Genomic DNA, 14,189 nt, shown 5'->3' with positions numbered 1-14,189 from the left:
CTCATTCCCTATACGGTTCAAGCAACAGGTCGCGGTTGACGATAACCCGCACCGGAAATCCCGGCCGGATCGTCAGCGTCGGCTGGATATTGAGATTGCGCCGAACGAGCTGTTGCCCGACTTGGTTGGCGGAATCGCCTGCCCCGCGCCGCAACGCCTGGATGAGTGCGCTGTTTGTGTTGTTGACATCGCTACCCGAATTCACCTCGGTCCCGACGGCGAGCAGAGTTGAGAGTGCAGCCGCGCCCAACAATTCCTTCCAGTGGTTGTCGACATGGTCCTCGAGGCCGGAATACCCCGCAGCGTCGGCTCCCGGCTGCCGTTCCAGCACGATGGAGCGGCCGTTGGGCATGATCAGCCTGGTCCAGACTAGGAGCACACGCGATTGCCCGAATGCGACTTGGCTATCGTACGTACCTATCAGCCGTGCTCCCTGGGGAACTAACAGGACCCGGCCCGTAGGAGAATCGTACACCGCCTCGGTCACCTGAGCTGTGATTACGCCAGGGAGATCTGAGCGGACTCCTGTCAGCAGCGCGCCAGGAATCACTGCCCCTGCTTGCACTACGAACGGCGATGCGGGTTTGACCAGACGATCGGGGCTCGTGGTGCGTCGATCGATCGCCGCATTCACGAACGCGAGCTTTCGGTCCTGGCCGTTCTGCGCGAACGCCTCGTCGGATGATGTCGCCCCGCTCGCAGGAGCGTCATTCGACGCCGTTGTTGCGGAGAGCGGCCGGACATTCGTGGAGGCGAACAGCTTGCTCGTGCGAGCCGCTTCGCTCTCCTGATTCACGCGCTGTTGCTCGGCATCAACCGCCAATGGGCCAGTCTGCGTCTGCGCTGCAACGATCGGTCGCCCCAGATCGCCGGGCAAAGGCGGGCCAAGCGGTGGCACGTCTTTCGAGACGCCTGCGTAGTCCTTCGGCAGGCCGGCCAGCTGGTCGGCGACATTGTGGTGATCGGTCGAGTAGAGTTCTTCCGAAGCAGGAGCGCGCTTCTTGCTGGATTGCAGCGCCACGAACACGGCTCCAGAGATAAGGGCAAGAACCAGGGCGGTGCCTCCGATCAGGACCCTACGCGAGATCCGCGTCACACCGGGACGTTCAGGACGCAACTGGAAGGCTCTTGAGGCATCGTCCTGCGCCTGCGGCGGCACAGCATTCCGATTCGGTGGACCACCGCTTGTATCGGTCATGACGACCTCCCATCGGCTCTGACGATACGCACCTTCTGCTGGCTCTCACTTCCCAGCCTCAACTCGGCAGCGGCGAACAGCCGATCGACGATCAGTAGGCTTCCGAAAGCGCGATAATTGACGAGCTCGGTCTTCCCGTCCTGCCCGATGACAAAGAGGGGTGGCAACTCTCCCTGTCCGATGCCAGGTGAGAACTCGATGTAAACCTTGCGTCCGTCGTCGTAGGCGTTGATCGGACGCCAGGGTGGGTTGTCACCCTCGATGGTGTAGCGATAGCGGCGCTGGGTCGGATCGGGAATGAACGGCGTTGGTGGCATGGCCCGGCCACGCGCGCGATCTTCGGGATAGAACCAGGTCACCGAAGGCATGTACGGCTTTTCGCGGGAGCGCAGCTCGAGCAGATAGGTGCGCCGATCGGTGTTGACGACGAGATTGGTCGAGACTTCCGGCCGGGTCGGCTTGACCAGGATGTGGACGCGGCGGGTATCCCCGCTACCACTTTCGGTGTCGCCGACGACCCATCGCACGGTATCGCCGGCAGCGACAGGTCCCGAACCGATCAATTGTTCGCCCGGCTCGAGCGCTATGTCGGTGATCTGTCCGGGTGCGGCATAGATCTGGTAGAGCGCGCCCGGGCTATAGGGAAACACCTGCACTGCGTTGAAATATGCCGCCTTGCGGGGCTGAACACGGGCCGCATCGTTGGCGCTCTCGATCCGTTCGATCGGCTCCTTGGCTTCTTTCTGCTTGCCGCCGCGCGCCGGAGTCCAGGAGGGCGGCACGTGGAGCGGTCGCGGCCGATCGTCGCTCACCGCCGGCGGATCCGGGAGCGGCGGGACATCGCCGTCGTAGCCGATCTGCGGAGGCTTGAAGGTGGTGCATCCGCCGAGCGCCGTGATCGAGATCAGAAGAACCGACGCCAAGCTCCGCGGCAACATTCCCGAGGTGTGAAAAATGGAGGGCTTGCTCATCCCAGCTCCTTCGACCAGTTGATTGCGTTGACGTAGATGCCAAGGGGATTCTTACGCAGGCGATCGACGTCGCGAGGAGGCTCCAAGACGATCGTGAGAATTGCGCTCCACCGCTCCGAGGCAGCTAGCTGGCCATTTTCATAGCGTCGTTCGATCCAGGCCAGGCGGAAGCTGTCGGGTGAGGCTCTGATGACGCTGGAGACCTCGACGGCCACCTGGGTCTTCCCCACCCTGGCGAAGGGATCGTTGTTGCGCGCGTAGTCATTGAGGGCTGCCGCGCCGCGATCCGTCGTGAAGTCGTAGGCGCGGAGCCAATCCTGGCGCAGCACGATCGCGTCCATGGGAAGGCCGCGAACATGTTCGATGAACCGAGCCAGATGAAAGGCAATCTGGGGATCGCTGGCTTGGTAGGAAGCATCTGCGGATGCGACGGCTCTCACTTCGCCGAGATGATCCACCTCGACCACCCAGGGGGTGATGGTGCCCCGTGCAGATTCCCAAGCAAGCGCTGCGGCGAAACCGGCGGATAGGAACAGAGAGCCGAATGCCATCAGGCGCCAGTTTCTGGCCTGGACTCGTGCCGAGCCGATGCGGTCATCCCAGACCTGAGCTGCTCGTTGATAGGGGGTGACCGGTGCAGGCGTGCGGCCATAGTGGACGGCCGATCGTTTGAACATGCTCTGACCTCAGAAGATGAATGGGAACGGCAGTTGGGTGATCGCAGGCATTAGCTCTCGCCCTGTGAGAGATCGACGGACGCGCCGCCTCCGCCGTGATCGCCTGCGCGTACCGCCTGCGTGACGCTTGAGGCTCCATGACTGATCGTTTGCGTCCGTTTCATGCGGCGAACCCACGCGGGTGCTCTCTCGGACGACGCGGAATCGCCGCCAGATGAGTTGCCGCTCGGTCCGCCGGAGTGGACGGCAGCAGAGCGTAGGGGGCTAGCCGGAGCCGACGTACTTGCTTCGGTTGCGCCGGACAGACGACCTGCACGAAAGGCGCTCGAGGTGGCGCCCGCAATAGCGCGCCCTCCCCCGACGGCACTTCCGGCCAGCGCGGCGCCACCGGCTGCGAGCGCGGCTCCGGCCGCAACCACGCCACCAGCCGCTAGGCCGGTGCCGACAGCGCTACCTGCGCCGAGCTGTGGTCCACCAGAAACGATTCCGTTGGCGATGCCGGGGCCGAAGATGCCGAGACCAAGCAATGAGAGCGCGCCCAACACCAGCGCCATCGCACTCTCAATGCTCGGCTGGTTACCGCCAAATCCCGCCGTGAACTGCGCAAAAAGCGTCGAACCAATGCCGACGATCACGGCCAACACCAAAACCTTGACGCCGGAAGAAATCACGTTGCCGAGCACTCGCTCCGCGGCGAAGGCCGTCTTCCCAAACAGGCCAAAGGGAATCAGCACGAAGCCCGCCAGCGTCGTCAGCTTGAACTCGATCAGGGTGACGAAGAGCTGGATCGCCAGGATGAAGAAGGCGAGCAGGACGACGACCCAGGCGAACAACAAAACGACGATCTGGACAAAGTTCTCGAAGAAGCTGACATAGCCCATCAGGCTGGAGATCGACTCGAGGATCGGCCGCCCGGCGTCGAGGCCAACCTGCGCAATCCGGCCGGGACGCAAGAAATCTGCGGACGAAAGGCTTGTGCCGGAGGCTTTTAGGCCGAGGCCGGCGAAGCTTTCGAACACGATCCGAGCGAGGCTATTCCAGTTGCCGATGAGATAAGCAAAGACGCCGACGAACAGGGTCTTCTTGACGAGGCGGGCGACGATATCCTCATCGCCGCCCCAGGACCAGAACAGCCCAGCCAGTGCGATGTCGATCGCTGCGAGCGTGGTCGCGAGATAGCCGACCTCACCGCCGAGCAGCCCAAATCCGGAGTCGATGTAGCGCGTGAAGGTTTCCAGAAACTGGTCGATGACACCGGTGCTGTTCATCGCTCGTTGCCCCCTAGCGTCGGCACGGAGGGGTAGCCAGACGGCAAACGGCTTTCGTCCTTCGGTGATGGTGGAATTGGGCTGTTAGCTGACGCTCCATCAATCACTTGCCGTGCACTGTCCTCTCTCTGGCTCAGGAATTGACGCCGTTTCTCGGCCCAGACCTTCCGACATTCGAGTAGCGCATCCTTCTCGTAGTTGACGGTGCGGCACTGCCCGAGCTTGGATGCGAGGGGATCAGATTCCTGGGTAGCCGATGCAGCAGCGGCGGTCTGATCCGCGCCGCCGCGCAACTGGAATGCACAGGCGCCGACGGCCACGGCGAGGAGCAGTGCCGCCACCCCGATCGAAATGCGGTTGAACCTATCTGTGATCATCAGTGAAACATCTGCACGGTTGTGGGCTGATAGCTTGGGCCTGACGTCAGGAAGCGGCGGAGCTGTTCCCTGCCCTGGTCTTGTGCGGCGGCGCGCTGCGCGGACTCCAGGCTCTGAGCTCGTCCCTGTGCAGCGACGACGGCGGTGAGATCGGCGAGCTGCTGGGCCTGCAATCCGAGGAGTTGGTTACCTGCCTGACTTGCCTGGAGTGCGCCGGTCGCACCTTGGCTTGCGGTCACAAGCGCCGACATTTGAGTTCGGTTGGTGTCGAGATTGCCGACGACGGTGGCCTGCACCCGCATCGCGTCTTGCAGTCCCGCGACCGCGTTCTGCCACCGCGCCTGTGCATTCGCCACGAGGGCCTGGTCCGACGAACTCGATGATGCCTGCGCATAGGTCGTCGAGAACGCCCGATCGATCTGCTGGATGTCGTAGGCAATGCGCTGAGCCTGCCCGAGCAATTGCTGGGTCCGCAGAATCGATTGCTCGAGCTGCAGCACGGACGAGAACGGCAGGGTTGCCAGGTTCCTCCCCTGGTTGATCAGCATCTGCGCCTGATTTTGGAGGGACATGATCTGGTTGTTGATCTGCTGCAAGGCACGCGCGGCAGTCAGCACGTTCTGCGCATAATTGTTGGGATCGAATACGATCCATTGCGCCGACGACGGCTTGGGGTTGCCGGCAAGGACAATTGCGATGGCGCCTGCCGCCACGACACGACGGAGGAGACTCATGAGGAGCTCTCAAGGTTGGTGAGATGTGGAATGAGATCGCAGGCCCAACCGATATCCCTGGCCTGCAGCCAACCGAGCACAAAGTTCTCGTCGCCCTCTTCGACCAGCACCTTCTCGATCAACGCCTGGTCGGTTTTCGAGGAGGCGGCGGTAAAGGCCAAAGCCACTTCGCCAAGACCAAGTTCAAACAGGCGGTTGCCGCGACGCGACTGGCAGTAATAGTCCCGCTTCGGTGTCGCGCGGGCGAGGATCTCGATCTGGCGGTCGTTCAGCCCAAAGCGGCGATAGATCGCGGTGATCTGTGGCTCGATGGCGCGGTCATTGGGAAGCAGGATCCGGGTCGGGCAGCTCTCGATGATGGCGGGTGCGATCGCTGAGCCGTCGATGTCGGCCAGCGATTGGGTTGCGAAGACGACGGAGGCGTTTTTCTTGCGCAGTGTCTTCAGCCATTCGCGAAGTTTGCCGGCAAAGTCGACGTCGTCGAGCGCGAGCCACCCTTCATCGATGATGAGCAGGGTCGGCCTGCCATCGAACCGGTCCTCGATCCGATGAAACAGGTATGACAGGACGGCGGGCGCAACCGCCGTGCCGATCAATCCGTCGGTTTCGAAGACTTGGACCGAGGAGTCGCCCAGTCGTTCACTCTCGGCGTCGAGCAACCGGTCATAGGGACCGCCCAGGCAATAGGGCTTGAGCGCCCGCTTCAAGGGATTCGACTGCAAGAGCACGGAAAGCCCTGTGAGGGTTCGTTCTGGAAGGGGCGCTGAAGCGAGCGACGACAGAGCCGACCAGACATGGTCCTTGACCTCGGGTGTGACCTCGATCCGTTCGCGCGTCAGGATCGAGGTGATCCATTCGGCAGCCCAGCCGCGCTCAGCGACATCGTCAATTCTCGCGAGCGGCTGGAGGGAGACGAACTCGGAGACCTCTCCGGCAACGGCGCCGCCAAGATCGTGCCAGTCACCACCCATGGCAATCGCGGCCGCCCGGATCGATCCACCGAAATCGAAAGCGAAGATCTGGGAACCCGGATAGCGCTGAAACTGCAGCGCCATCAGCGCCAGCAGCACCGACTTGCCGGCGCCCGTCGGGCCGACGACCAGGGTGTGCCCGACATCGCCGACGTGGAGGGAGAACCGAAACGGGGTCGATCCCTCCGTCTTGCCGAAGAACAGAGGCGGCGCTTTGAAGTGATGGTCCCTCGCCTCTCCCGCCCATACCGCTGAGAGCGGAATCATATGCGCCAGGTTCAGGGTCGAGACCGGGGGTTGACGGACGTTGGCATAGACGTGCCCCGGCAGGCTGCCGAGCCAGGCCTCGACCGCATTCACCGTCTCGATCATGCAGGTGAAATCACGCCCCTCAATCACCTTCTCGACGAGACGCAGTTTTTCGTCGGCGGCGCGGCCATCCCTGTCCCAGACGGTAATCGTCGCGGTGACGAAGGCCTCGCCGATCTGATCCGTCCCCAGTTCCTGGAGCGCGGCGTCGGCATCGACGGCCTTGTTGTGCGCATTTGTGTCGAGAAGTGCGGAAGCCTCGTTGGTCATCACCTCCTTCAGGATCGCGCCGATCGACTTGCGCTTGGCAAACCATTGACGACGAATTTTGGTGAGAAGTTTTGTCGCATCCGTCTTGTCCAGCATGATCGCGCGGGTCGACCAGCGGTACGGGAACGCAAGACGGTTGAGGTCGTCGAGGATCCCCGGTGTGGTCGCTGTCGGAAATCCCACGACGGTCAGAACGCGCACGTGGGCTTCGCCCAGCGTCGGCTCAAGGCCGCCGGTCAGGGGTTGATCGGCCAGCAACGCATCGAGATACATGGGGATCTCTGGCACGCGCACACGATGCCGCTTGGTCGAAACTGTCGAGTGCAGGTAAGTCAGCGTTGCCTCATCATCGAGCCAGGCGCACTCCGGCATAAATCCTTCGATGAGCTGGAGCACGCGGTTGGTCCGGTCGACAAATCCGCTCAGCACCCCGCGTGCATCACCACCTACCGTGCGGCTGCTATTCTCATAGAGGAGACGCTCTGCCATCGCGGCGCCTTCCTCGGGCGGCAGGTAGAGGAACGTCAGGTAGTAGCTTGAGTCATAGTGGGCGCCCGCTTCCTCGAACTGCGCTCTCCGCTCCGCGTCGACCAGGGCCGATGCGACGTCGGGAAACGTGCTTTGTAGATAGGCGCCCGCGGAATGCCGCTGTGCCTCGACAAAGACCGCCCATCCAGATCCAAGGCGGCGAAGCGCGTTGTTCAGACGACCGGCGACTGCGACGAGTTCGGCCGGCACAGCGCTGTCGAGATCCGGTCCTCTAAATTTTGCGGTCCGCTGGAACGAACCGTCCTTGTTCAGAACAATTCCCTCATCGACCAGCGCCGCCCAGGGAAGAAAGTCCGACAAGCGGGTGTTCGAGCGTTGATATTCGGCAAGGTACATCATGATGAGGGGCTCACAGGCTGAGGTGACCGGGGATGCGGACGTGCCGGCGCACGACCTCGACGAAGGCGGGATCGCGTTTGGTCGCCCACACGGCGATCATGTGGCCGACAAACCAGAGAAGTAGGCCGGCCAGCCAAAGGCGCAGGCCGAGCCCTAACGCTGCGGCCAAGGTGCTGTTGAGGATGGCAACCGATCGCGGTGCGCCGCCCATCAGAATCGGCTCGGTCAGGGCCCGGTGCACGGGCGCGACAAACCCCGCGATCTGCTCCTCCATCAGATCACCACGCCGCCGCCAAAGGAGAAGAACGACAGGAAGAAGCTTGAGGCGGCAAAGGCGATCGACAGGCCGAACACGATCTGGACCAACCGTCGGAAACCGCCAGACGTGTCGCCAAATGCCAGCGACAGGCCCGTCACGATGATGATGATGACTGCGATGATCTTGGCGACGGGACCTTCGACCGATTGTAGGATCTGGTTGAGCGGTTGCTCCCAGGGCATGTTGGAACCCGCGGCCCACGCGGGGACGGCAATCAGGCAGTACCCGGTGAATGCTCCAGTCGAAAGAACGGTCCTTCCGCGAAACGAACGATAACTCATGGCTGATCTCCCATTGGTGAGAGGCTGTAGTCGCCCGAGGGACTGAGCCCGGTCACACGGGCCAGTTCTGCAAGCCTACGATCGGCACCACGGCCGACGAGCACGGCGATGACGTTGATGGTCTCGGCAATGAGGGCGCGCGGGACGGTGGCGACGGCTTCCTGGATGAGTTGCTCAAGCCGGCGCAATGCGCCGAGTGCGGTGCCGGCATGGATGGTGCCGATACCGCCGGGGTGGCCTGTACCCCAGGCTTTCAGCAGGTCGAGCGCCTCCGCTCCACGGACTTCGCCGATCGGAATACGATCAGGCCGCAAGCGCAGCGACGAGCGCACGAGGTCAGAGAGCGAGACAACACTATCCCGGGTGCGCAGTGCCACAAGATTTGGCGCCTCGCATTGAAGCTCTCGGGTATCTTCAATGAGAACGACGCGATCGCCGGTCTTGGCGACTTCCGCAAGCAGCGCGTTTGTCAGCGTCGTCTTGCCAGTCGAGGTGCCGCCAGCGACCAGAATGTTCTTGCGACCGGTGACGGCCCTGCGTAGGGCGTCGGCCTGATCTGATGTGATGATCCCAGCGGCAACGTAGTCATCGAGCGAGAACACAGCCACCGCTGGCTTGCGGATAGCGAATGCGGGCGCGGTGACGACCGGCGGCAACAGGCCCTCGAACCGTTCACCTGTTTCAGGCAATTCGGCCGAGACGCGCGGCGCTCCGGCGTGAACTTCCTGCCCCACGTGATGGGCAACCAACCGGACGATACGTTCTCCATCGGAAGCGGACAGGGTTTCGCCGCTCTCCATCAGACCGTGCGATAGCCGGTCGATCCACAACCGGCCGTCTGGGTTGAGCATCACCTCAACGATCGACGGGTCTTCCAGAAACCGCGCGATGGCGGGGCCAAGCGCGGTGCGCAGCATTCGCGCCCCACGCGAGATCGCCTCCGACTGAAGCGAATGGATTGGCACCGCTGTCCCCCAACCACTGAGGGCAAATCAAGCGCCTCAGATGGGGATGATTAGAAAAGGCAGGACACTGGTCGGCACAACGATTGGCTGATCGCGTTCGTAGCCTGGCGTAGGAAAAGAAAGATTGGGCAAGATGCCAGAGAGAGAGCGTGAGCTCTGCCGCATACAAGCTGAGCGCCTGAATGCAACGACACGTGGGGTGGTGCTACCACTCCACGCTGTCATACGCCTCCATAATCGAGATATCAGCAGGCGGAATGATCGCTTCAACCGAGTCCCCACGTCGCGAGTGGTGATGCAGGAGGGGTCTGACAATCCACCCGCCCAATTCACGAATCCAGGGAACGCTGAACCAAGCCAGCGCCGCGACCTGAACGGCAACGCTCACCCCGAAGGCAACCTGGTAGGCAATCAACGGGTAGTGTCCATCTTGAAGGGGCCATTGCTCGAGTATGAGGCCGGTTCCACACTGGACCGCGAAGGCCCATCCGAAATGCAGGACGTTCAGGCTTCCATTGGCGCGAGCTGCAAGTTCCGTTGGAAAGTATTCTGCGATCGTCGCGTAGCTGAGGACAGTGGCGGCGCCGACAACGGCAACCACTGACCATGGCACCATAGACGGGAGCGGCAGACGCACGATCAGTGTGAGCTCAGCCAAGACGAACAGTAGCGCCATCACTGCGAGCAGCGTTTCCGAGCCGACGCCACGTCTTCGCAACCGGTCGGCAATCGTGCCCAGCAGCAAGGCGCCGGCGCATACGCCAATCGCCATGACGAACAATTGGGTCACCAAGGCTTCGCGGTTCACTACCTCGACATCCCTGAGCCAGGGCGCGGCCCACAATGCCTGCAACGACCAAGCCGACCCAACGCAGCTCGCGGAAAGAGGTGCAATTCGCCAGAAACGGCGATCCCTGAAGATCGCTTCCAGCCGAAGTCCCGCCGGTCGCGCTTGCTGTGCAATCTTGCTCTCCGGGACCGCTAGAAAGATCAGAAAGGCGGCCGCGAACGTTGTGATCGCCAAAACCTCGAATATTCCGCGCCACCCCATCGCGTTCAGCAACCATTCGGCAGGTCGGGTTGCCGTCACCGCACCCAAAGCACCCAGCATGATCATATAGCCGTTCATCAGCGCGACCCGTTCTCTGGGAAACCAGAGTACGATCGCTTTCAGACCAGCCATCAATGCCGCCGCGACGCCGAGCCCAATCATTGCGCGGGCGAGCAGGAGCGACAATAGTCCGTTCGAAGCACCGAACAGAGCGGCCCCTAGAGCAGCGGCGAGTAACAAGGCGCTCTGAACCCGGCGCGGACCAAAGCGATCCAACAAGATTCCGATAGGGATTTGGGCGGCCCCGAAAATCAGGAAGTACACTGATGTTAACAACCCGAGACTGCCGGCATTCAGGCCTAGCTCGGCCGACAGAGGTTCTGAAATCAGCGTATTGATCGTTCGGAACAGATAGGAGAGATAGTAGCCCGCCGCAAACGGCAGGAAAACGCTGAATATCAACCGCCATTTCGGTAGTCGCCACGCGGCACTTGCCTCCGGGAATCCGGGGGCGGCAGATGGGACGCGCGGGATCTGGCCCGCGCACCTTCCGGCCGGCTCAATCGAGTCAGCAGAACGCGTTGGCAAATTTCGAAAGTTGCGGTTGCTGCCGTCCTCCTGGACGGCAGCCATCTGCTCGGATTCGACGCGTGCGACGACGTCCGGAAGAATGTCAGCCTGATCTTCCGAACGACCGGGCACGGCTTTCCCATCGCTATCGGATGGAGAGACGTCGCGCTCTGTCATGCCGAGACCGGCGATAGTCTCTCGCATCAGCGGCCGGCCTAAGCGCACACGCCGATCAACCTGCTCGGCCAGGGCCTTGAACCGCCGATAGCCCAACACACACGCGTCGCGCTGTTGCGATGGCGGCATCGGGGGCGTCACCGTGAGGTGATAACGGGCGTGCAACGCGACCGTCTCGGCGATAATCGCAAGCTCGCCCTGCAGACAATCAATTTGATCGCCGATCCGATGGAAGGCCTCGTGAACCACGCCTTCCGGCGGATCCGGATTCAAGAAACATTCAAGAGCGGCCTCCACGACCGTGCTCTTGCCGGCGCCCAGCCGGCCGGTTGCAGCTTCCAACCGTTCGAAAACCGTCTCAGAGAGCTGAACGCTGACCTTTCTGGTTCGAAGCGGGATCGGCGAGGTGTTCGCCTCTGTTTGATCCAAACTAAGGCTGACCTGTCCATCGCGTTCGCCTTCGACCGTCATAATCTTCCCTCCCCGTGCAACTGAATCGATCGGTGCGGCTCGCGCTCGCAATCAGCGAGGCGAGATCCGATCAAGCGAATGAGCCGTCTTCAACGGCGGTGGGGGACAGAAGGGACAGTCCTGCGATTGCTTCAACCGCACAGGCATCGATGTCGTAGTCTGGCGTAGGATGAGAAAGAAATGGCGGGTCGATCAGGCGGGATCAGGTTTGTCCGTAGACGGAGCACGCGGCCCGACGTCCAAGGTGATTTCCTGCGCGAGGCTCTGGCCCCGGGCGAGCCGCCGGCCCAAGGCTTCGATGAACCCTTCATAACGCTCGCGCCCTTTGGCCTGTGCAGCAGGTTGTGCGGTATCCGGCAGGGGCGGCGTCGCCGTCAACCAGAAGCGAACGAACAATGCCAGCGCTTCATTCGAAATTGTCACGTGACGCTCAAGGCGCTCGACCTGGCGCGTCAGCCGGTCCAACCTCCGGCCGAGAGCCGCTTCCATGCGCTCGGAGCCATCCGGGGACAGGAATGATGACAGCGCCGATTCGACGACGAGGGCCTGTGGCACTCGCTTACGGTTGGCATAGTCCGCTAACTGGCTGGCAAGATCGGGTGGCAGGCGAAATGTATGCTTGCTCCGCATCGCCTCACCCTAGAGATCAAGGCCATCATCGGGATCCATCGCCGCCTGACGGGCTACGTTGGCCGCCGCGCGACGCAGTTCACCTGCGCGCTGGATGTCATCATCGGAATCGTCGTCGGTGAATTGGAACTCGGTCTTCGCGGGAGTCGGCTCTGGCGCCACATCTTCATGCTCGGGAAGCTCCGGCTCTCGCCTGATGCCGCCATTGGCGGGATCGTCTATGGATCCACTTTGCTCCTCCTGAACCTTTGGCTTCTGCATGTTGCGCGGGGTGACCGGCAGGGGCAACTTGCTCCAGTCATCCTCCGCAGGCGAAATGCGGCTCTCCACCCTGCTTGACGTCGCCGGCGGAAGCACTCGTTCACGGAATTGTGGGTCCTCGTAGTAGCGCGCCTTCTTTGCACGAATCGGCGGACACCCCGAGACCAGGACCAACTCATCGTCCGGAGGTAGTTGCATCACCTCGCCGGGCGTCAGAAGCGGACGTGCGGTCTCCTGTCGCGACACCATGAGGTGACCGAGCCACGGGCTTAACCTGTGGCCGGCATAGTTCTTCATGGCACGCAATTCGGTTGCTGTTCCCAACGCCTCCGACACGCGCCGGGCGGTACGCTCGTCGTTGCTGGCGAAGGACACACGGACATGGCAGTTGTCGAGAATTGAATTGTTCGGGCCATAGGCCTTCTCGATCTGATTGAGTGACTGGGCGATCAGAAAACTCTTGAGCCCATAGCCCGCCATGAACGCCAGCGCCGACTCGAAGAAATCCAGCCTGCCCAGTGCCGGAAACTCGTCGAGCATCAGCAGCACACGGTGCTGGCGTCTCGTGGCATTCAAATCTTCCGTCAAGCGACGGCCGATCTGGTTGAGGATCAACCGTACGAGCGGCTTGGTCCGGCTGATATCGGAGGGCGGCACCACCAGATAAAGCGTGGTCGCTTGGTCTGCCTCCACCAGGTCGCGAATCCGCCAGTGGCTGTGCCGTGTTACCTGCGCCACGACGGGATCGCGGTAGAGCCCGAGAAACGACATCGCGGTCGACAGCACGCCGGAGCGTTCGTTGTCGCTCTTGTTCAGAAGCTCGCGGGCCGCGGAAGCGATCACCGGGTGAACGCCGGCATCGCCAAGATGAGCCGCCGACATCATCGCACGCAAGGTCGCCTCGATTGGGCGCTTGGGATCCGACAGGAACTTTGCGACGCCCGCCAGGGTCTTGTCCTGCTCGGCATAAAGGACGTGCAGGATCGCGCCGACCAGCAGGGAATGACTGGTCTTCTCCCAATGGTTGCGCCGTTCCAAGGCACCTTCTGGATCAACCAACACGTCGGCGATGTTCTGGACGTCCCGAACTTCCCATTCGCCGCGACGAACCTCCAGGAGGGGATTGTAGGCCGCCGAGTTGCGGTTGGTCGGGTCGAACAGCACGACCTTTCCATGGCAGGCGCGGAAACCGGATGTCAGATGCCAGTTCTCCCCCTTGATGTCGTGGACGATGCAACTGCCCGGCCATGTCAGCAGCGTCGGTACAACGAGACCGACGCCCTTGCCCGACCTCGTCGGCGCAAAGCAGAGCACGTGCTCGGGGCCGTCGTGCCGAAGGTAGTTGCGATCAAAGCGACCGAGCACAACACCGTCCGGGCCCAAGAGCTGCGCGCTCCGGATTTCATTCTGCAGCGCCCACCGGGCCGAACCATAGGTTGCCGCGGTCTGCGCCTCCTGCGCCCGCCAGATCGACATCCCGAAGGCGACGATGATCGAGATCACCCCGCCGGACGCCGCGATACAGGCCCCCTCGACGAAGATTTTGGGGGCATAGGCATCGTATGCGTACCACCACCAGAAGAAAGCGGGCGGAAGGTAGATGGGCATGCCAAGCTCAAACCAGGGTGGGCCGAGTCGCGGCTGAAATCCCAACCTCCAGGCAACCCATTGCGTCGCTGCCCACGTGGTGATGAGCACGATGGCAAGGACAAGCGTGATCTGGCCCCAAAGCACTTTGGTTGTCGACATGGTGGAGATGCAGCAGGGCTACCCGCCCGACATCAAGGACAAGACGTCCACA

13 protein-coding genes are annotated in these 14,189 nt (G+C 62.2%); all 13 read right to left on the bottom strand.

Annotation, left to right across the window (positions count from 1 at the left end; translation table 11 throughout):
* Position 1: 1 nt before the first annotated feature.
* Positions 2–1,198 (bottom strand): TrbI/VirB10 family protein, encoded by a 1,197-nt coding sequence (locus YUU_RS0148105; RefSeq protein ID WP_027528511.1) that lies wholly within the window; start codon positions 1,196–1,198, stop codon positions 2–4.
* Positions 1,195–2,136, bottom strand: a complete 942-nt coding sequence (gene trbG, locus YUU_RS0148100; protein WP_027528510.1) for a P-type conjugative transfer protein TrbG — start codon at positions 2,134–2,136, stop codon at positions 1,195–1,197. Before trbG ends, YUU_RS0148105 begins: the two co-directional genes overlap by 4 nt.
* Positions 2,137–2,165: 29 nt before the next feature.
* Positions 2,166–2,846 (bottom strand): conjugal transfer protein TrbF, encoded by a 681-nt coding sequence (gene trbF / locus YUU_RS0148095; protein ID WP_027528509.1) that lies wholly within the window; start codon positions 2,844–2,846, stop codon positions 2,166–2,168.
* 50 nt (positions 2,847–2,896) lie between these two features.
* A complete protein-coding gene (gene trbL, locus YUU_RS0148090) occupies positions 2,897–4,114 on the bottom strand; it encodes a P-type conjugative transfer protein TrbL (protein WP_027528508.1) in 1,218 nt (405 codons plus the stop codon).
* Positions 4,111–4,491 carry a putative entry exclusion protein TrbK-alt gene (trbK-alt, locus tag YUU_RS0148085; protein ID WP_027528507.1) on the bottom strand — a complete coding sequence of 127 codons (381 nt, stop codon included), beginning with the start codon at positions 4,489–4,491 and terminating at the stop codon, positions 4,111–4,113. Before trbK-alt ends, trbL begins: the two co-directional genes overlap by 4 nt.
* Positions 4,491–5,225 carry a P-type conjugative transfer protein TrbJ gene (gene trbJ, locus YUU_RS0148080; RefSeq protein WP_027528506.1) on the bottom strand — a complete coding sequence of 245 codons (735 nt, stop codon included), beginning with the start codon at positions 5,223–5,225 and terminating at the stop codon, positions 4,491–4,493. Before trbJ ends, trbK-alt begins: the two co-directional genes overlap by 1 nt.
* Positions 5,222–7,663 (bottom strand): conjugal transfer protein TrbE, encoded by a 2,442-nt coding sequence (gene trbE / locus YUU_RS0148075; protein WP_027528505.1) that lies wholly within the window; start codon positions 7,661–7,663, stop codon positions 5,222–5,224. The genes trbJ and trbE overlap by 4 nt, the downstream gene beginning before the upstream one ends.
* A 10-nt stretch (positions 7,664–7,673) precedes the next feature.
* Positions 7,674–7,937 carry a VirB3 family type IV secretion system protein gene (locus YUU_RS0148070; protein ID WP_027528504.1) on the bottom strand — a complete coding sequence of 88 codons (264 nt, stop codon included), beginning with the start codon at positions 7,935–7,937 and terminating at the stop codon, positions 7,674–7,676.
* On the bottom strand, positions 7,937–8,263 hold the full coding sequence (locus YUU_RS0148065; protein ID WP_027528503.1) for a TrbC/VirB2 family protein: 327 nt from the start codon (positions 8,261–8,263) through the stop codon (positions 7,937–7,939). Before YUU_RS0148065 ends, YUU_RS0148070 begins: the two co-directional genes overlap by 1 nt.
* Positions 8,260–9,180 (bottom strand): P-type conjugative transfer ATPase TrbB, encoded by a 921-nt coding sequence (trbB, locus tag YUU_RS0148060; protein WP_035665402.1) that lies wholly within the window; start codon positions 9,178–9,180, stop codon positions 8,260–8,262. The genes YUU_RS0148065 and trbB overlap by 4 nt, the downstream gene beginning before the upstream one ends.
* 253 nt (positions 9,181–9,433) lie before the next feature.
* Entirely contained in the window at positions 9,434–10,738 is a 1,305-nt protein-coding gene (locus YUU_RS0148055) for an MFS transporter (protein WP_245288343.1), read from the bottom strand.
* A gap of 951 nt (positions 10,739–11,689) precedes the next feature.
* Positions 11,690–12,127: a hypothetical protein gene (locus YUU_RS0148050; protein WP_027528500.1), complete on the bottom strand. Its 438-nt coding sequence runs from the start codon at positions 12,125–12,127 to the stop codon at positions 11,690–11,692.
* Positions 12,128–12,136: 9 nt separating this feature from the next.
* A complete protein-coding gene (locus YUU_RS0148045) occupies positions 12,137–14,137 on the bottom strand; it encodes a conjugal transfer protein TraG (RefSeq protein WP_027528499.1) in 2,001 nt (666 codons plus the stop codon).
* Between the last annotated feature and the right edge of the window lie 52 nt (positions 14,138–14,189).

It is taken from the genome of Bradyrhizobium sp. Ec3.3 (genome assembly GCF_000472925.1).
Lineage (GTDB): Bacteria > Pseudomonadota > Alphaproteobacteria > Rhizobiales > Xanthobacteraceae > Bradyrhizobium.
The sequence above is the reverse complement of the archived record's forward strand: the minus strand, read 5'-3'. Positions and strand labels throughout refer to the sequence as shown.

Coding starts and splice junctions, on each gene's coding strand:
- trbJ (WP_027528506.1), bottom strand. CDS start 5,225: ATGAGTCTCCTCCGTCGTGTCGTGGCGGCAGGCGCCATCGCAATTGTC.
- trbL (WP_027528508.1), bottom strand. CDS start 4,114: ATGAACAGCACCGGTGTCATCGACCAGTTTCTGGAAACCTTCACGCGC.
- YUU_RS0148050 (WP_027528500.1), bottom strand. CDS start 12,127: ATGCGGAGCAAGCATACATTTCGCCTGCCACCCGATCTTGCCAGCCAG.
- YUU_RS0148045 (WP_027528499.1), bottom strand. CDS start 14,137: ATGTCGACAACCAAAGTGCTTTGGGGCCAGATCACGCTTGTCCTTGCC.
- trbB (WP_035665402.1), bottom strand. CDS start 9,180: ATGCTGCGCACCGCGCTTGGCCCCGCCATCGCGCGGTTTCTGGAAGAC.
- trbK-alt (WP_027528507.1), bottom strand. CDS start 4,491: ATGATCACAGATAGGTTCAACCGCATTTCGATCGGGGTGGCGGCACTG.
- trbF (WP_027528509.1), bottom strand. CDS start 2,846: ATGTTCAAACGATCGGCCGTCCACTATGGCCGCACGCCTGCACCGGTC.
- trbE (WP_027528505.1), bottom strand. CDS start 7,663: ATGATGTACCTTGCCGAATATCAACGCTCGAACACCCGCTTGTCGGAC.
- trbG (WP_027528510.1), bottom strand. CDS start 2,136: ATGTTGCCGCGGAGCTTGGCGTCGGTTCTTCTGATCTCGATCACGGCG.
- YUU_RS0148070 (WP_027528504.1), bottom strand. CDS start 7,937: ATGGAGGAGCAGATCGCGGGGTTTGTCGCGCCCGTGCACCGGGCCCTG.
- YUU_RS0148105 (WP_027528511.1), bottom strand. CDS start 1,198: ATGACCGATACAAGCGGTGGTCCACCGAATCGGAATGCTGTGCCGCCG.
- YUU_RS0148065 (WP_027528503.1), bottom strand. CDS start 8,263: ATGAGTTATCGTTCGTTTCGCGGAAGGACCGTTCTTTCGACTGGAGCA.